This is a genomic window from Pseudomonas sp. RIT623 (assembly GCF_004519305.1).
Classification (GTDB): domain Bacteria; phylum Pseudomonadota; class Gammaproteobacteria; order Pseudomonadales; family Pseudomonadaceae; genus Aquipseudomonas.
The window spans coordinates 96,518-120,198 of record NZ_SOZA01000007.1 but is presented as its reverse complement, the minus strand read 5'-3'; the positions used below and the strand labels follow the sequence as shown (position 1 = coordinate 120,198).

General features: G+C 64.1%; 20 protein-coding genes. 13 read left to right on the top strand and 7 right to left on the bottom strand.

Going from position 1 to position 23,681, the window contains the following annotated elements; translation table 11 throughout:
• Positions 1–64: 64 nt before the first annotated feature.
• From mdtD to E3U47_RS07420, 4 genes are all read right to left on the bottom strand, one after another.
• Positions 65–1,492, bottom strand: a complete 1,428-nt coding sequence (mdtD, locus tag E3U47_RS07435; protein ID WP_134690367.1) for a multidrug transporter subunit MdtD — start codon at positions 1,490–1,492, stop codon at positions 65–67.
• Between the two features lie 104 nt (positions 1,493–1,596).
• Positions 1,597–2,925, bottom strand: a complete 1,329-nt coding sequence (locus E3U47_RS07430; protein ID WP_134690365.1) for a TldD/PmbA family protein — start codon at positions 2,923–2,925, stop codon at positions 1,597–1,599.
• Positions 2,925–4,367 (bottom strand): TldD/PmbA family protein, encoded by a 1,443-nt coding sequence (locus E3U47_RS07425; RefSeq protein ID WP_134690363.1) that lies wholly within the window; start codon positions 4,365–4,367, stop codon positions 2,925–2,927. Before E3U47_RS07425 ends, E3U47_RS07430 begins: the two co-directional genes overlap by 1 nt.
• A 31-nt stretch (positions 4,368–4,398) precedes the next feature.
• The gene (locus tag E3U47_RS07420; RefSeq protein ID WP_134690361.1) at positions 4,399–6,195 is read right to left on the bottom strand and encodes an acyl-CoA dehydrogenase; all 1,797 of its coding nucleotides are present in this window, start codon (positions 6,193–6,195) and stop codon (positions 4,399–4,401) included.
• A 276-nt stretch (positions 6,196–6,471) separates the two neighbouring features.
• Between E3U47_RS07420 and E3U47_RS07415 the strand changes: the two genes are divergently transcribed.
• From E3U47_RS07415 to E3U47_RS07390, 6 genes are all read left to right on the top strand, one after another.
• A complete protein-coding gene (locus tag E3U47_RS07415; protein ID WP_134690359.1) occupies positions 6,472–6,804 on the top strand; it encodes a type II toxin-antitoxin system RelE/ParE family toxin in 333 nt (110 codons plus the stop codon).
• A gap of 52 nt (positions 6,805–6,856) precedes the next feature.
• Positions 6,857–7,141: a helix-turn-helix domain-containing protein gene (locus E3U47_RS07410; RefSeq protein ID WP_134690357.1), complete on the top strand. Its 285-nt coding sequence runs from the start codon at positions 6,857–6,859 to the stop codon at positions 7,139–7,141.
• Positions 7,142–7,527: 386 nt separating this feature from the next.
• Positions 7,528–7,770 (top strand): hypothetical protein, encoded by a 243-nt coding sequence (locus E3U47_RS07405; protein WP_046854291.1) that lies wholly within the window; start codon positions 7,528–7,530, stop codon positions 7,768–7,770.
• Between the two features lie 40 nt (positions 7,771–7,810).
• Positions 7,811–8,074 carry a DUF3077 domain-containing protein gene (locus tag E3U47_RS07400; protein WP_134690355.1) on the top strand — a complete coding sequence of 88 codons (264 nt, stop codon included), beginning with the start codon at positions 7,811–7,813 and terminating at the stop codon, positions 8,072–8,074.
• A gap of 333 nt (positions 8,075–8,407) precedes the next feature.
• Positions 8,408–8,692 (top strand): type II toxin-antitoxin system Phd/YefM family antitoxin, encoded by a 285-nt coding sequence (locus E3U47_RS07395; protein WP_023630627.1) that lies wholly within the window; start codon positions 8,408–8,410, stop codon positions 8,690–8,692.
• Entirely contained in the window at positions 8,658–8,966 is a 309-nt protein-coding gene (locus tag E3U47_RS07390; RefSeq protein ID WP_134690353.1) for a Txe/YoeB family addiction module toxin, read from the top strand. Before E3U47_RS07395 ends, E3U47_RS07390 begins: the two co-directional genes overlap by 35 nt.
• 56 nt (positions 8,967–9,022) lie before the next feature.
• On the opposite strand, the gene putA is transcribed toward E3U47_RS07390, so the two are convergent.
• Positions 9,023–12,973, bottom strand: a complete 3,951-nt coding sequence (gene putA / locus E3U47_RS07385) for a trifunctional transcriptional regulator/proline dehydrogenase/L-glutamate gamma-semialdehyde dehydrogenase (protein WP_134690351.1) — start codon at positions 12,971–12,973, stop codon at positions 9,023–9,025.
• A 12-nt stretch (positions 12,974–12,985) separates the two neighbouring features.
• On the bottom strand, positions 12,986–13,258 hold the full coding sequence (locus tag E3U47_RS24920; RefSeq protein WP_167659447.1) for a hypothetical protein: 273 nt from the start codon (positions 13,256–13,258) through the stop codon (positions 12,986–12,988).
• Between the two features lie 75 nt (positions 13,259–13,333).
• Between E3U47_RS24920 and putP the strand changes: the two genes are divergently transcribed.
• From putP to E3U47_RS07360, 5 genes are all read left to right on the top strand, one after another.
• On the top strand, positions 13,334–14,812 hold the full coding sequence (putP, locus tag E3U47_RS07380; RefSeq protein ID WP_167659446.1) for a sodium/proline symporter PutP: 1,479 nt from the start codon (positions 13,334–13,336) through the stop codon (positions 14,810–14,812).
• A 157-nt stretch (positions 14,813–14,969) separates the two neighbouring features.
• Positions 14,970–15,806 carry a 23S rRNA (adenine(2030)-N(6))-methyltransferase RlmJ gene (locus E3U47_RS07375; RefSeq protein ID WP_134690349.1) on the top strand — a complete coding sequence of 279 codons (837 nt, stop codon included), beginning with the start codon at positions 14,970–14,972 and terminating at the stop codon, positions 15,804–15,806.
• A 242-nt stretch (positions 15,807–16,048) separates the two neighbouring features.
• The gene (locus E3U47_RS07370; RefSeq protein WP_134690347.1) at positions 16,049–17,803 is read left to right on the top strand and encodes a carbamoyltransferase; all 1,755 of its coding nucleotides are present in this window, start codon (positions 16,049–16,051) and stop codon (positions 17,801–17,803) included.
• Positions 17,790–18,692: a glycosyltransferase family 2 protein gene (locus tag E3U47_RS07365; RefSeq protein ID WP_134690345.1), complete on the top strand. Its 903-nt coding sequence runs from the start codon at positions 17,790–17,792 to the stop codon at positions 18,690–18,692. The genes E3U47_RS07370 and E3U47_RS07365 overlap by 14 nt, the downstream gene beginning before the upstream one ends.
• A 39-nt stretch (positions 18,693–18,731) precedes the next feature.
• Positions 18,732–20,180 carry a hypothetical protein gene (locus E3U47_RS07360; RefSeq protein WP_256660242.1) on the top strand — a complete coding sequence of 483 codons (1,449 nt, stop codon included), beginning with the start codon at positions 18,732–18,734 and terminating at the stop codon, positions 20,178–20,180.
• A gap of 4 nt (positions 20,181–20,184) precedes the next feature.
• Here E3U47_RS07360 and E3U47_RS07355 read toward each other — a convergent pair whose 3' ends face one another.
• Positions 20,185–20,847 carry a phosphotransferase gene (locus E3U47_RS07355; protein ID WP_134690343.1) on the bottom strand — a complete coding sequence of 221 codons (663 nt, stop codon included), beginning with the start codon at positions 20,845–20,847 and terminating at the stop codon, positions 20,185–20,187.
• Positions 20,848–20,972: 125 nt separating this feature from the next.
• Here E3U47_RS07355 and msbA point away from each other — a divergent pair, with 125 nt between their 5' ends.
• Together msbA and E3U47_RS07345 are read left to right on the top strand one after the other, a co-directional pair.
• The gene (gene msbA, locus E3U47_RS07350) at positions 20,973–22,790 is read left to right on the top strand and encodes a lipid A export permease/ATP-binding protein MsbA (RefSeq protein WP_134690341.1); all 1,818 of its coding nucleotides are present in this window, start codon (positions 20,973–20,975) and stop codon (positions 22,788–22,790) included.
• A complete protein-coding gene (locus E3U47_RS07345) occupies positions 22,784–23,680 on the top strand; it encodes a GNAT family N-acetyltransferase (protein ID WP_134690339.1) in 897 nt (298 codons plus the stop codon). Before msbA ends, E3U47_RS07345 begins: the two co-directional genes overlap by 7 nt.
• Position 23,681 lies beyond the last annotated feature (1 nt).

The window sequence follows — 23,681 nt, the reverse complement described above, 5'->3', positions numbered from 1 at the left end:
GAGGCGGGCCTGTTGTGCAAAGCGAAAAATGTCGCACAGTCTACCAGCCTCATGGCCATTCGCCCTACGACTCGACGTGCTCTTCCGGACGACGGGCGCGCCTTCCGTCTGTCGGCGCCAGTTGCAGGAAGATCGCCGCCGCCAGCATGGCCATCACGCCAATAGTGACGAAGGTCAGCTGGAACGCGCCCAGGGTGGTCTCCACGCCATCGGCGCTGCCGGCGGCGGTGAAGCCGCCGAGCAGGGCGCCGGCGCAGGCCACGCCCAGGCTCAGCGACAGTTGCGCGACCACCGACAACAAGCTGTTACCGCTGCTGGCGCTGGCGTCGTCGAGGTCGATCAGGGTCACGGTGTTCATCGCCGTGAACTGCATCGAGTTCACCGCGCCCAGCATGGCCAGCTGCGCCAGCAGCACCGCATACGGCGTCTGCTCGTCGACCAGCCCGAGGCTGGCCAGTAGCAGACCCAGCAGCAGGGTGTTGCCGGTGAGCACGATGCGGTAGCCCAGGCGCTCGATCAGCGGCCGGGCGACCGACTTGGCGAGCATCGCCGCCGCTGCCAGCGGAATCATGCTCATGCCGGCCTGGGCCGGCGAGTAGCCCAGCGCCACCTGCAGCAGCAACGGCACCAGAAACGGCAGCGCGCCGCTGCCCAGGCGGGCGAACAGGTTGCCGAGGATACCGATGGCGAAAGTGCGCACGCGGAACAGTGACGGTGAGAACAGTGGCTCCGGGTCACGTCCGGCGCGCAGCCAGTAGGCGGCCAGGCAGGCCATGCCGGCGAACAGCAACAGCATCACCCGCAGGTGCGGCAGGTGCAGTTCGCCCAGGCCCTCCATGGCGATGGTGATCAGCACCATCGCCGCGCCGAACAATAGGAAGCCCGGCCCGTCGAAGGTGGTGCGCTCGGCGCCGCGCAGGTCGGGGATGAACCTCCACACCGCATAGCAACCCACGGCGCCCACCGGAAGGTTGAGCAGGAAGATCCAGTGCCAGCTGAGGATTTCCACCAGCCAGCCGCCCACCGTCGGGCCGAGTAGCGGGCCGAGCAGGCCTGGGATGGTGATGAAACTCATGATCCGCACCAGTTCGCTGCGCGGGTAGGCGCGCAACACCACCAGCCTTCCGACCGGCAGCATCAGTGCGCCGCCGAGGCCTTGCACCACCCGGGCGAAGATCAGGAAACCGAGGCTGTTGGCCATGGCGCACAACAGCGAGCCGAAGCTGAACAGCAGGATGGCGCTGAAGAAGATGCGCTTGGTGCCGAACCGATCGGCGATCCAGCCCGAGGCCGGGATCAACAGGGCCACCGTGAGCATGTAGGCGATGATCACCCCCTGCATGCGCAGCGGGTCCTCGGCCAGCGAGCGGGCCATGGCCGGCAACGCGGTGTTGAGGATGGTGCCGTCCAGCGATTGCATGAAGAAGGCGATGGCCACCACCCAGGGGATCCAGCGAGCGGTGACGGGGTCCAGCGGGGCACGATCGGGCATTGGCCTCTCCTGTTGTGCGTTCCGAGCTGTTCGCCGGCAAGCCGGCTCCTACGGACAACCTCCTGTAGGAGCCGGCTGGCCGGCGAACAGCTCGATCCTGCTGATCACAAGGTCAGGGTCAGCCCTTTGACCAGCGCCCCAGGCAGATGACTCGACCCGGTGCTGCGTTCGCTGTAGGTGCTGGTCGACAGGATCATCTCGCGCTCCTGGGTCAGGTCCTCCAGCTGGCTGCCCAGCAGGTTGTACAGGCTGTCGTCGAAACGCATGGTGCTCACCGGCCCCTGGATCTGCCCGTTTTCCACCCAGAAGGTGGCGAAGCGGGTCAGGCCGGTCATGCGCGCCGCTGGCAGGTCCGAGTAGTTCAGATACCAGAGGTTGCTGATATAAAGGCCGGTGCCCAGGCGTTCAAGAATCTGCTCGCCGGGCAGGTTACCCGGTGCCAGGCTCAGCGCGCAGGGCGACTCGTAGCTGTCGGCGCCATTGGCCTGGAGGGCGAACTCGGCGGCGCTGCGGGCGCTGACCAGGCGTTCCCGTGCCTGGCCTTCGTTGATCAGCAGCAGGTCGCGGCGTGGTGAGCCTTCATCGGAAAACGCCGGGCTCAGCGAGCCGCTGATCTGTTCGCTGAAGCACACCTGCGAGCTTAGCCGCGCATCGCCGTTGTACAGGCGCTGCAACGGGCTGTTGCCGGTGGCCAGGGCCTGGGCCGAGAAACCGCCCCAGCCAAGCATGCCGGCGATCTCGTCCATCGCCGCCGGGGCCAGGTAAGCGCGGTAGCTGCCGGGCTTGAGAGTGATCGCCGGGCGGCCGAGATGCGCAAGCTGCTCGCGGGCCTGGCGCAGGCGCGCGACGAAGGTCTCGGCGCTCCAGTGCTGGCCGGCATAGTTGGCTTTGACCGCCTCGCCATTGGCGTGGAACAGGCTCCAGTCGATGTTGAAGCTGTTGGCCTGGTGCCAGCCGAAGGCACCGAAGGAGCTGGCGAAACCCCGGCAGATGGGGCCGGCGGCATGGATGCCGACCAGGTCCAGGTCGCCGGCTTCGCGCGCGATCAAGGCCAGCACTTCGTCCAGCTCAGGCAGCGTCGGCTGCAGCAGGCTGTGGCTGTGCCAGGCGCTTTCGTCGAGGCTCAGGTAGGGGTCTAGCGGCAGCAGCGGCAGGGTCTGGCGCAGTTGCTCGAGGCCTTCTTGCAGGCGCTGGCGGTCGAGCCCGACATCGTCGCCCAGGGTGATGTGCTGCTCGGCCTGACGGCCTTCGCGAACCAGCCGCAGCTGTACGCTGGCCTGGCTGACCAGCCCGGCCTGGCGCACCTTGGCATGGTTCAGGCGCACGAACTGCGAGTGCTCGGCGCTGTAGCCGAGGGTGAACTGCTCATCTGCCGCCACGGCGTCACGCAGGGCGCCGAGCAGGTCTTCGAAACGTTGTTGATAACTGCTCATCAGGCGTCTCCCCCGAATACGTCGATCTGGCGGAACACGCAGGCCGGCGAGGCATGGCCAACCCGCACCACCTGGTTGGGCTCGCCCTTGCCACAGTTGGGCGTGCCGAGCACCTGGAAGGTGCTGCGATCACCGACCGCCGACAGGTTGCGCCAGAAGTCGGCGGAGATGCCGCGGTAGTTCGGGTTCTTGACGATGCCCTTGAGCTCGCCGTCTTCGATCAACTGGCCCCACTCGCAGCCGAACTGGAACTTGTTGCGCGCGTCGTCGATGGACCACGAGCGATTGGTGCGCATCAGGATGCCGTGCTCGATGCCGGCGATCAGTTGCGCAAGCGTCTGCTCGCCCGGCTCGATGTTGAGGTTGGCCATGCGGTCGATCGGCGCGCGGTTCCAGCCGCAGGCGCGGCTGTTGGCCACGCCGTCCAGGCCTGAGCGCAGTTGCGACAGGGCGCCGCCCAGCGGGCGCTGCAACAGGCCGTCGCGGATCAGGAACTGCTTGCGGGCCGGGGTGCCGTCGTCGTCGAAGCTGTAGCTGGCCAGTTCTTCGCCGATGGTTGGGTCGAAGGTCACGTTGAGCAGCGTCGAGCCGTATTGCAGATGGCCGAAGTCGCTGACCTTGACGAAGCTGGTGCCGGCGTAATTGCGTTCGTCGCCGAGAATGCGGTCCATTTCCAGCGGATGGCCGATGGACTCGTGGATCTGCAGCATCATCTGGTCGGGCATCAGCAGCAGGTCGCGGGTGCCGCTGGGTGTATTGGGCGCCAGCAGCAATTGCAGCGCTTCGTCGGCCACGCGGCGGGCCGCGCCGACCAGGCCACAGCGCTCGATCACCTCGAAACCACCCTGCTGGCCGAAGTTGTCGCGGCCCAGGGTGCGGCTCTGGCTGTCCTGGCCGTTACTGGCGGTGACGCCCAGGCCTGGGTAGATGAAGCGTTGGGCATGGCGCAGTTCGGCGCCGGCGGAGTTCAGGTAGGTCTGCTCGACCAGGCTGATGCCCAGGCTGGCCTGCCAGTCCACCAGGCGTTCGTCCTTGGGCACGCTGGCCGATTCGGCGGCGAGCAGATCAAGGCAGTCGGCGAGGTTTGGCAGGGCTTGCGCGAAGTTCGGCGAGACATGGTCGTGGCGCGCGCTTGGCGCGGGTTGGCCGCTGAGGTCGAGCAGGCTGTGCGCCTTGATTCGCCGGGCCAGTGCCTCGGCCTGCTCCAGGGCCCTTTGCAGGCCGCCCTGCGACAGGTCGGCGGTGGCCGCGTAGGCCTCGACGCCAGCAACCCGTACGGTGAGCATGGCGCCTTCGTCGCGGCTGAAGTACGGCGGTTCGGCGACGTTGCGTCGAACCGACAGGGACTGGTGCGATTGCTTCACATGGCGAAGCGAGAACACTTCGGCCGTGCTGCGCAGCGCGGCGAAGCGCTGGCGCAGCAGGGCGCTGGAATCGAACATGCGGGAACCTCCGTGTGCGCGGTGGCTCCCCCTAGAACCACCCCTCTTGCATTGCGAGGCAAGTGTCGTCGCGGGCCTCGAGCAACGCGAGGTCATTATGGCAGCCCGGTACTTCCCAGGTGAGGAAATAACGCGCGGCCTGGAGCTTGCCCTGGTAGAAATCGCGGTCGCCGCCCTTGAGCAGACCGACTTCGGCATGAATGGCCTGCTCCAGCCAGCGCCAGCCGAGCACGCAATGGCCGAACACCTTGAGGTACAGCGCCGAGTTGGCCAGTGCGCCGGCGACTTTACCCTGGGCTAGATCGCCGAGCAGGACGAGGGTCACACTCTGCAGGCGATTGACCAATTGCTCCAGCGGCTGGCGCAGTGTGTCGAGGTTCGGGTGATGGCTGGCGCGCTCGCAGGTGCCGGCGATCAGGCGGATCAGCTGCTTGAGCCCGGAGCCGCCGCTCTGTGCCAGCTTGCGGCCCAGCAGGTCGAGAGATTGGATGCCCTCGGTGCCTTCGTGGATCGGGTTGAGGCGGTTGTCGCGGTAGTACTGCTCGACCGGGTATTCGCGGGTGTAGCCATGGCCGCCGAGGATCTGGATTGCCAGTTCATTGGCCTTGAGGCAGAACGCCGAAGGCCAGGACTTGACGATCGGGGTGAGCAGGTCGAGCAATTCCTGGGCTTGCTGGCGGGTGTTTTCATCCGGCGCAGAGTGGGTGTCGTCGAACAGCCGGGCGGCGTACAGGCCCAGATCGAAAGCACCCTCCACGTAGGCCTTCTGCGCCAGCAGCATGCGCTTGACGTCGCTGTGCTCGATGATCGGCACGGCGGGGCTGTGCGGGTCCTTGTTGTCCGGCAGGCGGCCCTGTGGGCGTTGGCGGGCGTACTCCAGTGAATACAGGTAACCGGCGTAGCCGAGCATCACCGCGCCCATGCCGACGCCGATGCGCGCCTCGTTCATCATCTGGAACATGCAGGCCAGGCCCTGATGCGGCTGGCCGACCAGGTAGCCGACGCACTGGCCGTTGTCGCCGAAGTTAAGCGCGGTGGAGGTGGTGCCGCGCCAGCCCATCTTGTGGAACAGGCCGGCCAGCAGCACATCGTTGCGCGGACCCAGGCTGCCGTCGGGGTTGACCAGGTACTTGGGCACGATGAACAGCGAGATGCCCTTCACCCCGGCTGGTGCGTCCGGCAGCTTGGCCAGGACCATATGCACGATGTTCTCGGACAACTCGTGGTCGCCGCCGGAGATGAAGATCTTGTTGCCCTTGAGCCGGTAGCTGCCGTCGCCTGCGGGTTCGGCGCGGGTGCGGATATCGGCCAGTGACGAGCCGGCATGGGGCTCGGTCAGGGCCATGGTGCCGAAGTAGCGGCCCTCGATCATCGGCTGCAGGAACAGGCGCTTCTGTTCTTCGCTGCCGAAGCTCTCGATCAGGTTGGCCGCGCCCATGGTCAGGAACGGGTAGGCCGTGGTGCCAGCGTTGGCCGCCTGGAAGTGGGCGAAGCAGGCTTGCGATACCAGGCTGGGCAGCTGCATGCCGCCGACTTCGAAGTCGCGGTTGGCGTTGAGGAAGCCCGCTTCGAGGAAGGCGTCCACGGCCGGTTTCACTTCCGGGATCAGCTCGGCGTGCCCGTCCACGTAGCGGGGCTCGTTTTCATCGCCTTTGCGGTTGTGCGGGGCGAAGTACTTTTCGGCAATGGTGCGGGCGGTGGTCAGCGCCGCGTCGAAGGTCTCGCGGCTGTGCTCGGCGAAGCGCGGACGCTGGGTCAGGGCCTCGGCGTCGAGGACTTCGTAGAGTTCGAAGGCGAGGTTGCGGCTGCTGAGGAGTTGCTCGGACATGGCTGCATTCCTGGTTCGGGATGCAGCGAGTCTAGGCGGGGTGGTGGGGCAGGGGACAGGTTAATTGGTGTGGGTGATATGGGGGCAGAAGTTGCCATCGCCCAGGCCTCCCTGGGTTGCGCCGGGCGCTATGGACCTGGGTGTTACTCGTCGCAAAGTCTTGTCACGCAATTGCCCTTATATCGATATCGATATAGTTTTATCGTTGCCGCTCATGGAGAGCTTACGCCTCCGATAAGGACAAGCCAGGCAAGTGCATTGGCGGGAGCGTGCAGGATGCATGATGAGCAAAAGCCAATCGAATGGTTGGGTAGCAGCAAGCAGGACCTGCGGGACTTTCCGATTGTGGCAAGGCAGCGGGCCGGGTACCAGCTGGAGCTGATTCAGGACGGTGAAGACCCCTTCGACTGGAAGCCAATGGAAAGCGTTGGTCCGGGGACGCGAGAAATCCGCATCAAGTGTCGGGACGGGGCATTTCGAGTGTTCTACGTCGTGAGTAGACCAGAAGCGGTTTACGTCCTGCACGCGTTTCGCAAGACGACCGAGAAGACGGAAAAGCGTGATATCGATCTGGCGAGAGCGCGGTACAAATTGTTGGGCGCCTGCTGAGCCAGAACCGGCAGTACTGTATGAACGAGATGGATGCACAGAGGGATTTGCGATGACAAACGAACGCTCCACTTCAGTATGGGATGCGCTGTTCGACTCACCCGAAGAGGCCGAGAACCTGCGGCTTCGGGCGAAGCTGATGCGGGTGTTGACCAAGATGGTCCGATCCTGGGATCTGCCGCAGAAAGATGCAGCACGGCGACTGCATCTGACTCAGCCACGCTTGAGTGACTTGCTCAATGGCAAGATAGACAAGTTTTCGCTGGATGCACTGGTGAATATTCTGGCGAACGCCGATCTGGAAGTTGATTTTACGGTGAAAAAGAAGTCGGCCTGATGGCCGCTTAGCCTCAAATTGATCGCAGTTTTCCAGTCACCCCTATGGCTCTGATGGCCGAGCCGAAGTGCGTTTCCTACGCATATTCCAAGACTTTCCCTATTCCATGTAGTCCAATTCCCAAACATACTGCCAAGCCCTTTCAAGCCATTGCGGTGCTCTGGGTTGGTCTCTAGTCTCGGACGGTCGCTGCAAAATCAGCGACCGGCTTTGACAGGCCGACTCAAATACGAACCGTATGGCTTTGTCTTTATGGCGGCTGTGCGTGGGGCATCTTTGGGTGCGCCGGGTTTCCTCTATTTGACCGGTCTGTCAACCCATGTACAGCTGCCACCCTTTGTTTGACAGCGAACGGTGATGGTTCCATCTCAAATTGAGGATTCATCATGCTGAAGATTGTCCCCGATCCACCCCACAACCCTCACTCCCTCGAAGACACCCTCATCCAGGCCACCGAATACGCCCTGTGCGCCTTGACCGTGGCCCATCACGCCGTACAGCTCAAACCCAGGTCGCCGGCCGCCGTGTTGATGATGGCGTCGATGCATGAAATGGAATCGCTGCGTGTGTTGCTCGAAGCGGCGTTGATCCAGGTGCAGATGCCAGCGCAGGCGCCGACGTTGCATTGAGTCACATCGCGGGGCACCGACCATTTCAGGGAGAACAACCATGACCACAGGCAACACCCCCACCACCGCCGGCAAGACCAAGTTCTATCAAGGCGAAGGCATGACCGACCCGCTGTTCTGCATCGAGCCCGGCATCCCCTGCCAGCACGCCCGCGACCAGGCCTCGGAACTGATGGGCTGCGTACGCGACCTGACCATCACCGGGATCATGGAGGAAAAGCCCCAGTTGCTCTGGGCGTCGTATTACCTGAGCGCGCTGGCCAAGGCGCTGATGGACGATGCCGAACTGGGCATGGGGCGTTAACGCCCCAAAAGGACATCGAGGGGCAACCCCGCTCTCACGCCACTGGGTACTGCTGCGGGAGTGGGGCTGTCTTGATATCGCGCCAAGCGCCGGTTTGGGACGGCTCCTACATGGCAGCAGGATTTAACGCTGTTCTGCCGCTGCGGGAATTCCGGTTCCATATCCACCTTTCCCAACGGCAATCAGTTCTCCAAATAGTTTCAGGGTTCGGCCTTGCGAGTTGTACGCAAGTTTGTACAATGTTTGGCAGGCAGGTTGTACAGCGCCGACCTGCCATCAAGGCCTGTTGACCACCGAGAACTGATCCAGGCGGTACCTGGAAAGGAAAGAAAAATGCATGTACTGACGTTCAGCCAGGCACGCGCCGACCTGAAGCAGACAATGGACGACGTATGCCGGGACCATGAGCCGGCAGTCATCACACGTCAGCGTGGCGAGCCGGTCGTGATGATTTCGCTCGAGGACTACAACGGCATGCGCGAGACCATGTACCTGCTGGAGTCGTCCGCGAACGCCAAGCGTCTTCGCGCTTCCATTGCTCAGCTCCGGGCTGGTAAGGCCGTTACCCAGGAACTGGCACTCGATGAATGTGAAAGCCAAGCAACGAAACAAGACTGAGGCGCGAAGCACCACAAGCGTGGCCTTCACTGCCGAGGGGTGGGAAGACTACGGCCACTGGCGAAACAGTGATGTCGCTATCTTCCAGCGCATCAACACGATGATCTGTGAGTGTCTGCGCAGCCCTTTCAAAGGCACCGGCAAGCCAGAGCCGCTCAAAGGCGACTTGTCAGGTTTCTGGTCTCGCCGTATCACTCGCGAACACCGATTGGTCTACTTCTACGAGGCGGGAACCCTGACCATCCTGCAGTGCCGTTACCACTATGACGATTAGGCCTAGCGCCCACAAAAAAGGAGAGCCGAAGCTCTCCTTTTGTTAGACCGTCGGTGTCAGCCGATGGTCATCAAGCTGGCGTTACCACCCGCTGCCGCGGTGTTCACGCTCACCGCCCGCTCGATCACCAGGCGCTCCAGGGCGATCTGGTGATCGCCGCTCGACAGCCCATGCACGCCGACGATCGCGCCGGCACGCTTGGCCACCTGTTCGCAGACGCCGCGCAGCTGGTCGGAGTGACCGTGGTGGATGACCGCGTCGAAGGCCACCTCGTCCTTGCTCCAGTCAGCCACCAGCTTGATCTTCGCTTGCAGCTCCTTCGGCAGACGAGCGCGCACGGTCTTGGCCGGCTCGCCGTCCTGGAACACCGCCGAGCTGCCCACGGCCAGTACCGCCGCCAGTTGGGCCAGCAGGTCGGCCTCGTTGTCGGCCAGGCACAGCACGTGTTCGCGTGGCAGCACGCTGTAGGTGTTGCGCTCGCCGGTTGGGCCTGGCAGCACGCGGCTGATGCCGCTCTGCGACTGCTCGGCGAACTGCTCGCACAGCGCGGTCAGGTCGCTCATCTGGCTGCTGGCCGCCCAGGTCGTGAGGGTGGTCAGCGGCTTGAGCTGCTGGTCGCGCAGAGTGGTGTCGGCGGCAACGCGCGCGTCGTCGGCCTGGAAGTGGCGGGCGATGGCGTCGGCCGGGCGGGTCGACAGCAGGCGGTACAGGTACAGCGGGCCGCCGGCTTTCGGGCCGGTGCCGGACAGGCCTTCACCGCCGAACGGCTGCACGCCGACCACGGCGCCGACGATGTTGCGGTTGACGTACATGTTGCCGGCGTTGACGTTGTCCACCACCTTGGCGATGGTCTCGTCGATGCGGGTGTGCACGCCCAGGGTCAGGCCGTAGCCGGAAGCGTTGATCTGCTCGATCAACTGGTCCAGGTCCTTGCGGTTGTAGCGCACCACGTGCAGTACCGGGCCGAAGATTTCGCGCTTGAGCTCGTCGAAGCTTTCCAGTTCGATCAGTGTCGGCATCACGAAGGTACCGCGCTTGATCTCTTCACCCTCGGCGATGGCCACCTGGTAAACGCTGCGGCCTTTGTCGCGCATGCCCTGGATGTGCTTCTCGATGCCGGCCTTGGCTTCGGCGTCGATCACCGGGCCAATGTCAACGGACAGGCGCTCTGGGTTGCCCAGGCGGCTTTCGGCCATGGCGCCCTTGAGCATCTCGATCACGCGGTCGGCGGAGTCTTCCTGCAGGCACAGCACGCGCAGGGCCGAGCAACGCTGGCCGGCGCTGTCGAAGGCCGAAGACACCACATCGATCACCACCTGCTCGGTCAGCGCCGAGGAGTCGACGATCATCGCGTTCTGGCCGCCGGTTTCGGCGATCAGCGGGATCGGACGGCCCTGGTTGTCCAGGCGTCCGGCAATGTTGCGTTGCAGCAGGCGGGCGACTTCGGTGGAGCCGGTGAACATCACGCCCTTGACGCGCTCGTCACCGACCAGGCCGGCGCCGACGGTTTCGCCCTGGCCCGGCAGCAGTTGCAGCACGCCTTCGGGGATGCCGGCTTCGAGCATCAGGCGCACGGCCTGGGCGGCGACCAGCGGGGTCTGTTCGGCCGGCTTGGCCAGCACCGGGTTGCCGGCGGCGAGGGCCGCGGCCACCTGGCCGGAGAAGATCGCCAGCGGGAAGTTCCACGGGCTGATGCACACCACCGGGCCCAGTGGGCGGCAGCTGTCGTTGCGCAGGTCGTTGCGTGCCTGCACCGCGTAGTAGCGCAGGAAGTCCACCGCCTCGCGCACTTCGGCGATGGCGTTGGCGAAGGTCTTGCCGGCTTCGCGCACCAGCAGGCCCATCAGCGGCTGGATATCGGCTTCCATCAGGTCGGCGGCGCGTTCGAGGATCGCGGCGCGCTCGGCGGGCGGAGTGGCCTGCCAGATCGGTGCGGCGTTCAGTGCGCACTGGATGGCATTGTCGACGTCGGCGACGGTGGCTTCCTGCACATGGCCGACCACATCGCGATGATCGGACGGATTGAGCACCGGCGCGGTCGGCTGCTCGCTGGCGGCGCAAGCCAGCAGCGGGGCGGCTTTCCAGTCGTTGTGGGCGGTGGCCAGCAGGGCGCACGACAGCGACGCCAGGCGGTGTTCGTTGGCCATGTCGATACCGGCCGAGTTGGCCCGTTCGCTGCCATACAGCTCACGCGGCATCGGGATGCGCGGGTGCGGCAGGCCGATGCTGCCTTCCTGGGTGCCCATGCGCTCGATGCTGGCGACCGGGTCGGCAACCAGTTCCTGGATGGAGATCGAGTGGTCGGCAATGCGGTTGACGAACGAGGTGTTGGCGCCGTTTTCGAGCAGGCGGCGGACCAGGTAGGCCAGCAGGGTCTCGTGGGTGCCGACCGGTGCGTACACGCGGCACGGACGGTTCAGCTTGCCCTCGGAGATTTTGCCCACGACTTGCTCGTACAGCGGTTCGCCCATGCCGTGCAGGCACTGGAACTCGTACTGGCCCGGGTAGTAGTTCTGCCCGGCGATGGTGTAGATGGCCGACAGGGTGTGGGCGTTGTGCGTGGCGAACTGCGGGTAGATCGCTTCTGGCACGGCCAGCAGCTTGCGTGCGCAGGCGACGTAGGACACGTCGGTGTACACCTTGCGGGTGTACACCGGGTAGCCTTCCAGGCCCTCGACCTGGGCGCGCTTGATCTCGCTGTCCCAGTAGGCGCCCTTCACCAGGCGGATCATCAGGCGGTGGCGGCTGCGCTTGGCCAGGTCGATGACGTAGTCGATCACGTACGGGCAGCGCTTCTGGTAGGCCTGAATGACGAAGCCGATACCGTTCCAGCCGGCCAGCGACGGCTCGAAGCACAGGCGCTCGAGCAGGTCCAGCGACAGCTCCAGGCGGTCGGCTTCCTCAGCGTCGATGTTCAGGCCGATGTCGTATTGCTTGGCCAGCAGGGTCAGCGACAGCAGGCGCGGGTACAGCTCGCTCATCACGCGCTCGTACTGGGCGCGGCTGTAGCGCGGGTGCAGGGCCGAGAGCTTGATCGAGATGCCCGGGCCTTCATAGATGCCACGGCCGTGCGAGGCCTTGCCGATCGAGTGGATCGCCTGCTCGTAGGAGGCCAGGTATTTCTGCGCGTCGTGCTCGGTCAGCGCGGCTTCGCCGAGCATGTCGTAGCTGTAGCGGAAGCCCTTGGCTTCGAACTTGCTGGCGTTGGCCAGGGCCTCGGCGATGGTCTCGCCGGTGACGAACTGCTCGCCCATCAGGCGCATGGCCATGTCGACGCCCTTGCGGATCATCGGCTCGCCGCTCTTGCCGATGATGCGGGTGAGCGAGGAGGTCAGGCCGGATTCGTTGTGGGTGCTGACCAGCTTGCCGGTAAGCAGCAGGCCCCAGGTCGCCGCGTTGACGAACAGCGACGGGCTGTTGCCCAGGTGCGGCTGCCAGTTGCCGGTGCTGATCTTGTCGCGGATCAGTGCGTCACGGGTGCCTTTGTCGGGGATGCGCAGCAGGGCTTCGGCCAGGCACATCAGCGCCACGCCTTCTTGCGAGGACAGCGAGAACTCCTGCAGCAGGCCCTGGACGATACCGGCGCGGCCACCGGCGCTCTTCTGGTTGCGCAGCTTGTCGGCCAGGCTTGCGGCCAGCTTGTTGGTGGCTTCGGCCTGGGCGGCTGGCAGGCGTGCCTGCTCCAGCAGCATCGGCACCACTTCCTGCTCGGGGCGACGGTAGGCGGCGGTGATCGCCGAGCGCAGTACCGATTGCGGCAGGATACTTTCGGCGAACTCCAGGAAGCACTGGTGGGCGTGGTCGGCGGCGACTTCGCCGGCGTCGTCGCCAGCGGCGGCATGGCCGTTGAGGTCGTTCAGGGTGGCGCCACCCTCGAGCTTCTCGAGATAGTTGAAGATCGCTTGCTTGATCAACCAGTGCGGCGTGCGGTCGATGGACTGCGCAGCTGCTTTGAGTCGCTCACGGGTCGGGTCGTCGAGTTTGACCCCAAGGGTGGTCGTCGCCATTTCTTATCCTCGTTATTGGCCACGGATGTGGCCTAAGCTGGCGGCAAGATTAGCCTGTAGGACAATTGGGGTGCAACCGGGTGCAACCCGAATTTTTCGTGCCTTGGGTGCAACTCGTCTGAAGGGCGTTTCTGAACAGCCGAAATGGCCATCTTTGGTGCATTTAAGTATGAAAAAGGCTGTTTTTGCTCCGAAATGGAGCAAGAAAAGGGTTTTTTCTGAAAATGCAGGGTCGGGTGCAACTTGCAAATGAAAAATGGTTGCACCTGATTCATGTTGTTGCATAGGATGCGCCGCCTGGGTGCAACCGTCTGCTGCACGGCGGTCGCAAGAGATAAAAACAACGCCAGGGCACAACTCATGGGCAATCCACTAACGATCACCTTCGTGGTCTACATTGCGGCAATGGTGCTGATCGGCTTCGCCGCCTATCGCTCCACCAAGAACCTTTCCGACTATATTCTCGGCGGCCGTAGTCTCGGCAGCGTGGTCACCGCGCTTTCCGCCGGCGCATCGGACATGAGCGGCTGGCTGTTGATGGGCCTGCCGGGCGCCATTTACTTCGCCGGCCTTTCCGAGGCCTGGATCGCCATCGGCCTGACCGTCGGCGCCTACCTGAACTGGTTGTTCGTCGCTGGCCGTCTGCGGGTGCAGACCGAGCACAACGGTGACGCCCTGACCCTGCCGGACTACTTCTCCAGTCGTTTCGAAGACCAGACCGGCCTGCTGCGGATCATCTCGGCAATCGTCATCCTGGTGTTCTTCACCATCTACTGCGCCTCCGGCATCGTTGCTGGCGCCCGCCTGTTCGAAAGCACCTTCGGCATGCCGTACGAGACCGCCCTGTGGGCCGGTGCCGCGGCGACCATTGCTTATACCTTCGTCGGTGGCTTCCTGGCGGTGAGCTGGACCGACACCGTGCAGGCGTCGCTGATGATCTTCGCGCTGATCCTGACCCCGGTGATCGTGCTGATCTCCACCGGTGGCTTCGACCAGACCTTCGCCGCCATCGAGGTGGTCAACCCGGCGCACTTCGACATGTTCAAGGGCGCTACCTTCATCGGCATCATTTCGCTGATGGGCTGGGGCCTGGGCTACTTCGGCCAGCCGCACATCCTGGCGCGCTTCATGGCCGCCGACTCGGTCAAGTCGATCGCCAACGCCCGTCGCATCTCCATGACCTGGATGATCCTGTGCCTGGCCGGTACCTGCGCCGTGGGCTTCTTCGGCATCGCCTACTTCTCGGCGCATCCTGAGCTGGCAGGCCCTGTCACCGAGAACCACGAGCGTGTGTTCATCGAGTTGGCCAAGATCCTGTTCAACCCGTGGATCGCCGGTGTGTTGCTGTCGGCCATCCTGGCGGCGGTGATGAGCACCCTGAGCTGTCAGTTGCTGGTGTGCTCCAGCGCCCTGACCGAAGACTTCTACAAGGCCTTCCTGCGCAAGAACGCTTCGCAGAAGGAACTGGTATGGGTCGGTCGCATGATGGTGTTGGCCGTCGCGCTGATCGCCATCGCCATGGCCGCCAACCCTGAGAACCGCGTGCTGGGCCTGGTGGCCTACGCCTGGGCCGGCTTCGGTGCCGCCTTTGGTCCGGTAGTGCTGATCTCGGTGCTGTGGAAGGGCATGACCCGTAACGGTGCCCTGGCCGGCATCATCGTCGGTGCCCTGACCGTGATCCTGTGGAAAAGCTACGTCGGCCTGGGTCTGTACGAGATCATCCCAGGCTTCCTGTTCGCCAGCATCGCGATCTTCGTGGTGAGCAAGCTTGGCAGCCCGTCGAACAGCATGGTTTCGCGCTTTGAAACCGCTGATGCGCAGTATCACGCCGACAAGTAATACCTGCTGACTCGGCGTTGTCCCTATCGTGGGGCAAGCCCGCTCCCAGGCGCCCTCGGGCATTTGTGGGGGCGGGCTTGTCGGGCCGCCGCATCGCTCGCGATGCTTTTTGCCGGCTGCAAGGCAAGGTAAACTTGGCGCTCCCGCAGGAGTCCTCATGAATTATCGTCACGCCTTCCACGCCGGCAACCACGCCGACGTCCTCAAGCACATCGTGCTCACCCGCCTCATCGCCCTGATGTCGCGCAAGGAACAGCCGTTCGCTTATATCGATACCCATGCAGGGCTTGGTCTGTACGACCTGCAGGGCGACCAGGCGAGCCGTACCGGTGAATACCTCGAAGGCGTCGCCCGCCTGTGGAATCGCGATGACCTGCCGGCCGTCACCGCCGACTACCTGGGCGTCATCAAGCGCCTGAACAAGAACGGCGAGCTGCGCTACTACCCAGGCTCGCCTGAACTGGCTCGCCGCCTGATGCGCGAGCAGGACCGTGCACAGCTCAACGAAAAGCACCCTGAAGACGGCGTGCTGCTCAAAGAGAACATGAAGAAGGACCCGCGAGTCACCGTGCACCTGGGCGAGGGCTGGCATATCCCGCGGGCGCTGCTGCCGGTGCAAGAAAAGCGCGCGATCATGCTGATCGACCCGCCGTTCGAGCAGGCCGACGAACTCAAGCGCTGCACCGTGGCGATGAAGGAGGCGATCGGTCGCATGCGCCAGACCGTCGCGGCCATCTGGTACCCGATCAAGGACCAGCGCTCGCTGACCCGCTTTTACCAGGACCTCACCAGCACTGGCGCGCCGAAGCTGTTGCGGGTGGAGCTGTATGTGCATCACCAGGACAGCCCCCAGGGCCTGAACGGCTCGGGCCTGGCCATCGCCAACCCGCCGTGGGGCCTTGAGGACGAGCTCAAGGCACTGCTGCCGTGGCTGGCCAAGGAACTGGCACAGACCGCCGGCAGCTACCGCATGGACTGGCTGATCGCCGAGTAGCCTGGGGTGCGCGCCCCTCTGTAGGAGCGGCCTTGTGTCGCGAAAGGGCTGCAAGGCAGCCCCCTGCAATTTCAGCTGCGAAGCTGAAACTCTGGGGCCGCTTCGCGCCCCTTTCGCGACACAAGGCCGCTCCTACAAGGGGGCGGTGTGTCCGCCATCTTTGCGTTATAATCCCGCCCTTTAGCCGCCATCCGCCTGAATGGCCGGTGGCGCACTTCATACCGATTTGAGAGGCTAACCCCTTGGCACTGACGATTCTTGGCCTGTCCGGCGCCCTTAGCCATGACCCTTCCGCGGCCCTGTACATCGACGGCAAGCTGATTGCCGCCGCCGAAGAAGAGCGCTTCGTGCGTGACAAGCATGCGAAGAATCGCATGCCCTACGAGTCGGCGAAGTTCTGCCTGGAGCAGGCCGGCATCAAACCGTCGGACGTCGACGTGGTGGCCATTCCATTCGCCCCGATCAGCCTGTTCGGCAAGGCCCGCTGGCACTACGCCAAGCGCTACTGGTACGCCCCGGATCGCGCCCTCGACGCGCTGCTGATGGGCAACCGCCGTTACAAGCGCTATCGCAAGAAGATCGTCTGGTGCCTGGAGCAGCTGGGCTTCGATCCGAAGAAGATCAAGATCGAGCCGGTCGAGCACCACCTGGCCCACGCCTCCAGCGCCTACCACTGCTCGGGCTTCAAAGAGAAGACCGCGATCCTCGGCATCGACGGCAAGGGTGAGTACGCCACCACCTTCTTCGGCTATGGCGAAAACGGCAAGATCCACAAGATCAAGGAATTCTTCGATCCGGATTCCCTGGGTGGCCTGTATGGCGCGATCACCGAATTCCTCGGCTTCGAGATGCTCGATGGCGAGTTCAAGGTCATGGGCATGGCGCCGTATGGCGATGCCAGCAAGTATGACTTCTCGCGCCTGGCCAGCTTCGAAAACGGCGAGCTGGTGATCAATACCGAGTACGCCAACGTCATCGGCCTGCGCCGCTACAAAGAAAAGGGCAAGGGTTTCTACTTCTCGCCCAAGCTGATCGAGTGGCTGGGCCCGAAACGCGAAGGCGACATCGCCGACGAGCCGTACATCCACTACGCCGCCAGCATGCAGGCACTGTTCGAGAAGCTGGCGCTGCAGATGATCGACCACTACCTGGGCGACACCCTGAAAGAGACCGGCAAGCTGGCCTTCGCCGGTGGCTGCGCGCTGAACGTCAAGCTGAACCAGAAGATCATCGCCCGCGACGACGTCAAGGAGCTGTTTGTCCAGCCAGCGTCCGGCGACGCAGGCACCGCGGTCGGCGCCGCTGCCTACGTATCCCACGCCCGTGGCGTGCCGGTCGAGAAGATGGAGCACGTCTACCTGGGCCCCGCGTACTCCAACGAAGACGTGATCGCCGCCTGTGCCCGTCACCCGAACCAGCCCGCCTGGCGCAAGCTCGAGAACATGCCCGAGCAGATCGCCAAGATCATGGTCGATGGCAACCCGGTGGCCTGGTTCCAGGGCCGCATGGAGTTCGGTCCGCGCGCGCTGGGTGGGCGTTCGATCATCGGCTGCCCGAGCGTGCCGGGCGTGGCCGATCGCATCAACCACCAGATCAAGTTCCGCGAGCGCTGGAGGCCTTTCTGCCCGTCGATGCTCGACACCGTGGCGCCGCAGATGATCAAGATCGATCATCCGGCACCGTTCATGACCTTCACCTTCGAAGTGGCAGAAGAGTGGAAGACCCGTGTGCCGGAAGTGGTCCACGAGGACGGCACTTCCCGTGCCCAGGTGCTCAAGCGTGAGTACAACCCGCGCTACTACGACATGATGAAGGCCCTCGAGGACCTGACTGGCAACGGCGTGTCGCTGAACACCTCGCTGAACCGTCGTGGCGAACCGATGATCTGCTCGCCGACCGATGCCCTGAACATGTTCTTCGGCTCGGACCTGCAGTACCTGATCATGGAAGACATCCTGGTAGTCAAAGACGGTGCGCCGGCGTATGCCGACGCCTGAGGTGCTGATCAGCCTGGTCATGCCGGCCTACAACTACGCGAACCTGTTGCCACGGGCGCTGGATTCGGTGTTGTGCCAATGGGCGGATGACCTGGAGCTGATCGTGGTCAACGATGGCTCCACGGACAACACCCGTGAAGTATTGGCGGGCTATGCCGCGCGCTATCCGCAGCTGCAGGTGCTCGACCAGGCCAATGCGGGCGCGGCAGCCGCGCGCAACCACGGCATCGCGCAGGCGCGCGGTGCCTATGTGCTGCTGCTGGATGCCGACGACGAACTGACCGCGCACGCCATTGCCATCCTGCGCGAGGTGCTGGCCGCCAACCCGCAGGCCGGGCTGGTGCTGGGGGCGCAGATCTCGGTGTTCCCCGACGGCGAGGAGCGTCTGCGTCTGCCGACGCCCGTGCCGCGTGCCGGGGCCCTGGCGCTGGCGCGGCGCTACCTGCTGGAAAAGCGCATTTCCATTTCGCACTGCTGCACCTTGTTCGCCCGCGACCTGTTGCTGCGCCGTCCGTACCCACAGGGGCTGCGTACTGGCGAGGATATCCCGGTGTTCGCCTACCTGCTGGTCAATGCCCAGGTCGCATTGACCAATCAGCCGTTGGCGCGCATCCACAAGCATGCCGACAGCCTGCGCCACAACCGCGACAACGAAGAAGAATACGCCCTGGGCATGGTCCGGGAAGTGTTCTCCAGTTTGCCTGCCGAGTGCCAGGTGCTGCGTCGGCGCTATACGGCGCAGCGCTACCTGTCGCTGTTCCGCGCCGCGTTGCTGGCTGGCGACCGCCGCTCGGCAAGGCGCTTCTATGCCAAGGCCCTGCGCCTGAGCCCTTTGCAGGCTGCGCGTTGGACCTATTTGCGCAAGGCCCTGCGTTTGCTCAAGGCCTGAAACAAACACACTTAACTGTTGAACAGGATGGGGAACGCGGTGGGTTCTTACGTTTCAAGGATGGTCGGCACCTACCCGGTACGACTGGCATTTATCGGTAGCTTGTTGCTTTCGTTGATCGCCGTGTTGGGTACCAGCGCGCTGGGCCGCGACGCGGCGCTCTACATGAGTGTCGCCCAACGCATCAGCAGCGAAGGCCCGCAGGTGGCCTGGCAGGCGTTCGACTGGCCGTGGTTCACTTTCCTGCTGTCCGCCACCCATGGCGTCACCCGGTTGCCGATGGAGTGGTGCGCCTACCTGTGGTGCGCGTTGTTCATGGCCGGTACCTGTGCGCTGCTGGTCGACTCGGTACGCCAGCGCGTGCCGGCCGCCGCCGGCTGGGCGTTGCTGGTGGTGCTGGCAATGCCGGCGGTCAATCAGTTCCGCAACGACATCATTCGCGAGTATGGCTTCTGGTTCTTCAGCGTGCTGGCGCTGTGGCTGGCCTTGCAATGGCAGCTGCGGGGCGGTTGGTTGCGCGCGGCCAGCATCCATGTGGCGATCGCCGGTGCCGTGCTGTTCCGCCTGGAGGCGCTGATGCTCGAAGGCGCGTTGGGCCTGTGGATGCTGGTTGGCCTGCGCGAACGCAGCAGCCTGAAGGCATTCGTCCAGTTCATCTGCGTGCCGCTGATTGCCGGTATCGCGGCGGCCATGGTGCTGTTGGCCAAGGGTGGTTTGTCGTTGGGGCGAGTGGACTACTTCCTCGGCTTGGTCGACCCGCGCAAGGTGCTGACGGCTTTCCAGGCATTGGCGGAGCAGTTCGGTGACAGCCTCAAGCACAAGTATTCCCGCGACGAGGCCGGGCGAATCGTGTTCTTCGGCTTGCTGGCGGCCCTGATCATCAAGTTCATTGCCTTGAGTGGACCGTTCTGCCTGCCGTTTCTGCAGCGTGGCACCTGGCAGGCGCTGCGCACCTACTTGCGCGAGTTCCGGCCGTTTGCCTGGGCTGCGCTGATCTATGGCCTGGTGCTCTTGCTGTTCTTCATCGCCCAGCAGTTCATGAACAGTCGTTACCTGAGTTTCCTCAATCTCCTGGCGCTGCCGCTGCTGGCGGTGGGCGCGATGCTGTTTGCCCAGCGCTTCCCGCGGCTGGGCAAGGCGTTGGTGGCGGTGGCGCTGCTGGTCATGCTGGCCAATGTCATCTCCACCGGTGCCGGCAAGCCACATATCGTCGAGGCGGGGCGCTGGGTCGCCGCCAACGTCGATCCGCAAGCCAAGGTCTATTTCGAAGACAGCCGTGTCAGCTACTACGCGGGTCGCGGATACCCCACGTTGCCCGCGCGCGAGCAGGTGCTGGAGGGGCCGAAGGCGCAGCAGTACAACTACTTCGTGTTCGAAGCCCGGCCAGACGAGCCCTGGCTGACGGCCTGGCTGGAGCAGCACCAGATGCGCGTGCTGGCCAGCTTTGCCAACCGCAAGAAAGCGACCTTCGTGGTGATTGGTCGCTGACGGCTCAGCCGAGCAACTGACGCAGGTTGCTCAATAGGCGCGGGCGGGGTTTGTGCTGGCCCCGCTCCAGCTCCTGGCAATAACCCTGCAGGAAGGTGGCGCCGCCATCCTCGCCCAGCAGCCACTGGCGGTCCTGGGGGTAGCGCAGCATATGGTGGAAGTTGCGCTCGCGCTGGCTGTCACGCAGGGCTCGGCGCTGGTGCTGCAGGTCGGCGATGTCGATCAGCCCCAGCTGGTTGTCGGGGGTCAGCACCACGTTGCCCAGGTGCAGCGAGCGGAAATACACCCCGGCTTCGTGCAGGCGCGCAACGAACTGCCCCAGTTGCCTGCGCAGCGGCTGGGCCTGGGCTTGATCGTCCAGCAGCTGGCGCAGGGTGTCCCCGGGCAATGGCCGGTAGTACACGGCGTCGCGCTCGATGCTGGCGATGCGATAGGTGGCCAGTACTTCGGGGCAGGGAATGCCCAAGTCACGCAAGGCCTGGGCGTTGCGCTCGAAGCGTCCCGCGTAGGGGAACAGCAGCGCCGAGCTGAGCAGGCGCTTGCGCCGGAACAGCTTGAGCATCAACCCGTCACGCAAGCGCAGCACCTTGTCGCCGGAGCCGTCGGCTTCCAGCACCTGGGCGCCCTCGCGCAGGGCCAGGTAGGTGGGATGATCCATTGCTTGCATGCGTAACCTCCGATCGACAGGCCGGCTATCTTAGCCGACTTGTCGCGACCTGGCCCGTGCTCGGTTTCATTGGCGAAAAACACCCTGTGTTATGATCGCCTCCTCATTTTCGTGTGCGGATTCCCATGAGCAGTCCTGAACCTCGCCCCCAGTCCACATTGGCGATCTATTTCCGCCTGCTGACGTATGTGCGCCCTTACCTCGGGCTGTTCCTGCTCAGTATCGCCGGCTTCCTGCTGTTCGCTTCGACGCAGCCGATGCTGGCCTACATCCTCAAGTATTTCGTCGACGGCCTGGCCAACCCGGATGCGGTGCTGTTCCCCAACAATCCGTACCTGGGCGAGTTGCGTTTGCTGCAGGCGGTGCCGTTGATGATCGTGGCCATCGCCGCCTGGCAGGGCGTGGGCTCCTACCTGGGCAACTACTTCCTGGCTAGGGTTTCTCTGGGCCTGGTGCATGACCTGCGGGTGGTGCTGTTCAACAAGCTGCTCGAGCTGCCCAACCGCTACTTCGACCAGCACAACTCCGGGCACCTGATTTCGCGCATTACCTTCAACGTGACCATGGTCACCGGCGCGGCCACCGACGCCATCAAGGTGGTGATCCGCGAGGGCATGACCGTGGTGTTCCTGTTCTGCACGCTGCTGTGGATGAACTGGAAGCTGACCCTGGTGATGGTGGCGATCCTGCCGATCATCGCCCTGATGGTCAGCAGCACCAGTCGCAAGTTCCGCAAGCAGAGCAAGAAGATCCAGGTGTCCATGGGCGACGTGACCCATGTGGCGTCCGAGACCATCCATGGCTATCGAGTGGTCCGCAGCTTCGGCGGTGAAAGCTACGAGAAGGCACGCTTCCAGCAGGCCAGCCAGAGCAACACCGAGAAGCAGCTGTCGATGACCAAGACCGGCGCGGTCTATACCCCCACCCTGCAATTGGTGACCTACAGCGCCATGGCGGTGGTGATGTTCCTGGTGCTGCTGCTGCGTGGCGAGGCCTCGGCCGGCGACCTGGTTGCCTACATCACCATGGCTGGCCTGCTGCCCAAGCCGATTCGCCAGCTGTCGGAGGTCAGCTCGACCATCCAGCGTGGCGTGGCTGGCGCCGAAAGCATCTTCGAACAGCTCGACGAAGCACCCGAGGTGGATAACGGCAGCATCGAGCGTGAGCGCGTGCAGGGTCGCCTGGAGGTGCGCAACCTCAGTTTCGAGTACCCCGGTACCGACAAGAAGGTGCTCGACGACATCAGCTTCGTGGTCGAGCCCGGGCAAATGGTGGCGCTGGTCGGTCGCTCCGGCAGCGGCAAGTCGACCCTGGCCGGGCTGATCCCGCGCTTCTACCAGCATGAGCAAGGGCAAATTCTGCTCGATGACGACGAGGTGCAGGCATTCACCCTGCGCAACCTGCGTCGGCACATTGCCCTGGTGAGCCAGCAAGTCACCCTGTTCAACGACACCGTGACCAATAACATTGCCTATGGCGACCTGGCCGGCGCGCCGCTCGAGGCGGTGCGCAAGGCCGCCAGCGAAGCCTATGCCGACGAGTTCATCCGCAAGATGCCGCAGGGCTACGACACCCTGGTGGGCGAAAACGGCGTGCTGCTGTCCGGCGGCCAGCGCCAACGCCTGGCGATTGCCCGTGCCTTGCTCAAGGACGCACCGCTGCTGATCCTCGACGAGGCGACCTCGGCGCTGGACACCGAATCCGAGCGGCATATCCAGGCGGCGCTGGACCATGTGATGCAAAACCGCACCACCCTGGTCATCGCCCACCGCCTGTCGACCATCGAAAAAGCCGATTTGATCCTGGTCATGGAGGAAGGACGGATCGTCGAGCGCGGTTCGCACAGCGAGTTGTTGGCGCGCAACGGCCACTACGCCCGTTTGCATGCGCGAGAGTTCGAGGACGACGACGGTAAACCTGCACAAGCGGTCGATGCATGCTGAGCCTGTTGCGCGTATGGCGGGAGCGGGGCTGGCAGGAAATCGACCAGGCAGACTACGCCAGGGCCTGGCACCAGTTTGGCGGCAGTTTCGCCACGCACCCCGAGGTGGTGGCGCGGCTGTCGGCGTTCATCGGGTTACCGGTGCGCTACCTCGGCTGGCACGTCGACGGCCAGTTGCTGGCCGCGATGCCGTGTTCCGGACGCTACCTGGCGTTGGCCAAGGAAGTGCTCAAGCGCGAAGGCAAGCGCCACCTGCTGGACTTGGGCAACGCCGAGATCATCCTGCCAGTGGCCGAAGCGCTGCAGGTGCCGGTGCGCCAGCGCATGCGCTATGTGTCCGAGCTCAATGCCGGGCGCATCGCCACCCTGCGCAGTCAGCCCGAAGGCTTGGCCCTGGCCCGCGAGCCCGAGGACTATTCAAAGAAGTTCCGCTACAACCAGCGCCGTGAACTGCGCCTGCTCGAGGAAGCCGGCGGGGTGTTGCGGCCGATGGCGGATTTCACCCCCGCCCAGCAGGCGGCCATGTATACCGAGCTGTTCGAACGCCGCTGGGGCTTCGAGGTGGCGGGCAAGCAAGGCCTGGTCGAGGTGTTTACCCTGCTGCGCGAATTCATGACCGGTTCGGTGGCGCTGCTGGCGGATGTGCCGGTGGCGATCCAGGTGCTATACCGTGTCGAAGCGCCGGGCTGGGTGTCGCTGGAGTACATCAACGGTGGGGTCGATCCGCAAAGTCGCGAATTCAGTCCCGGCAGCGTGCTCAGCTTCGTCAATACGCAGCAGGCCTGGGCCGATGCCAGGGCCGTGGGCAAACCGCTGCGCTACTCGTTCGGGCGTGCCGATCGCGAATACAAGGACCGCTGGTGTCGTACCGTGCCGGTCTATCAGGTCTGAA

Coding starts and splice junctions, on each gene's coding strand:
- E3U47_RS24920 (WP_167659447.1), bottom strand. CDS start 13,258: ATGCAACAACATGAATCAGGTGCAACCATTTTTCATTTGCAAGTTGCA.
- putP (WP_167659446.1), top strand. CDS start 13,334: ATGGGCAATCCACTAACGATCACCTTCGTGGTCTACATTGCGGCAATG.
- E3U47_RS07405 (WP_046854291.1), top strand. CDS start 7,528: ATGCTGAAGATTGTCCCCGATCCACCCCACAACCCTCACTCCCTCGAA.
- E3U47_RS07345 (WP_134690339.1), top strand. CDS start 22,784: ATGCTGAGCCTGTTGCGCGTATGGCGGGAGCGGGGCTGGCAGGAAATC.
- E3U47_RS07395 (WP_023630627.1), top strand. CDS start 8,408: ATGCATGTACTGACGTTCAGCCAGGCACGCGCCGACCTGAAGCAGACA.
- mdtD (WP_134690367.1), bottom strand. CDS start 1,492: ATGCCCGATCGTGCCCCGCTGGACCCCGTCACCGCTCGCTGGATCCCC.
- putA (WP_134690351.1), bottom strand. CDS start 12,973: ATGGCGACGACCACCCTTGGGGTCAAACTCGACGACCCGACCCGTGAG.
- E3U47_RS07420 (WP_134690361.1), bottom strand. CDS start 6,195: ATGTCCGAGCAACTCCTCAGCAGCCGCAACCTCGCCTTCGAACTCTAC.
- E3U47_RS07425 (WP_134690363.1), bottom strand. CDS start 4,367: ATGTTCGATTCCAGCGCCCTGCTGCGCCAGCGCTTCGCCGCGCTGCGC.
- E3U47_RS07410 (WP_134690357.1), top strand. CDS start 6,857: ATGACAAACGAACGCTCCACTTCAGTATGGGATGCGCTGTTCGACTCA.
- E3U47_RS07375 (WP_134690349.1), top strand. CDS start 14,970: ATGAATTATCGTCACGCCTTCCACGCCGGCAACCACGCCGACGTCCTC.
- E3U47_RS07355 (WP_134690343.1), bottom strand. CDS start 20,847: ATGCAAGCAATGGATCATCCCACCTACCTGGCCCTGCGCGAGGGCGCC.
- E3U47_RS07415 (WP_134690359.1), top strand. CDS start 6,472: ATGCATGATGAGCAAAAGCCAATCGAATGGTTGGGTAGCAGCAAGCAG.
- E3U47_RS07365 (WP_134690345.1), top strand. CDS start 17,790: ATGCCGACGCCTGAGGTGCTGATCAGCCTGGTCATGCCGGCCTACAAC.
- E3U47_RS07390 (WP_134690353.1), top strand. CDS start 8,658: ATGAATGTGAAAGCCAAGCAACGAAACAAGACTGAGGCGCGAAGCACC.
- msbA (WP_134690341.1), top strand. CDS start 20,973: ATGAGCAGTCCTGAACCTCGCCCCCAGTCCACATTGGCGATCTATTTC.
- E3U47_RS07400 (WP_134690355.1), top strand. CDS start 7,811: ATGACCACAGGCAACACCCCCACCACCGCCGGCAAGACCAAGTTCTAT.
- E3U47_RS07430 (WP_134690365.1), bottom strand. CDS start 2,925: ATGAGCAGTTATCAACAACGTTTCGAAGACCTGCTCGGCGCCCTGCGT.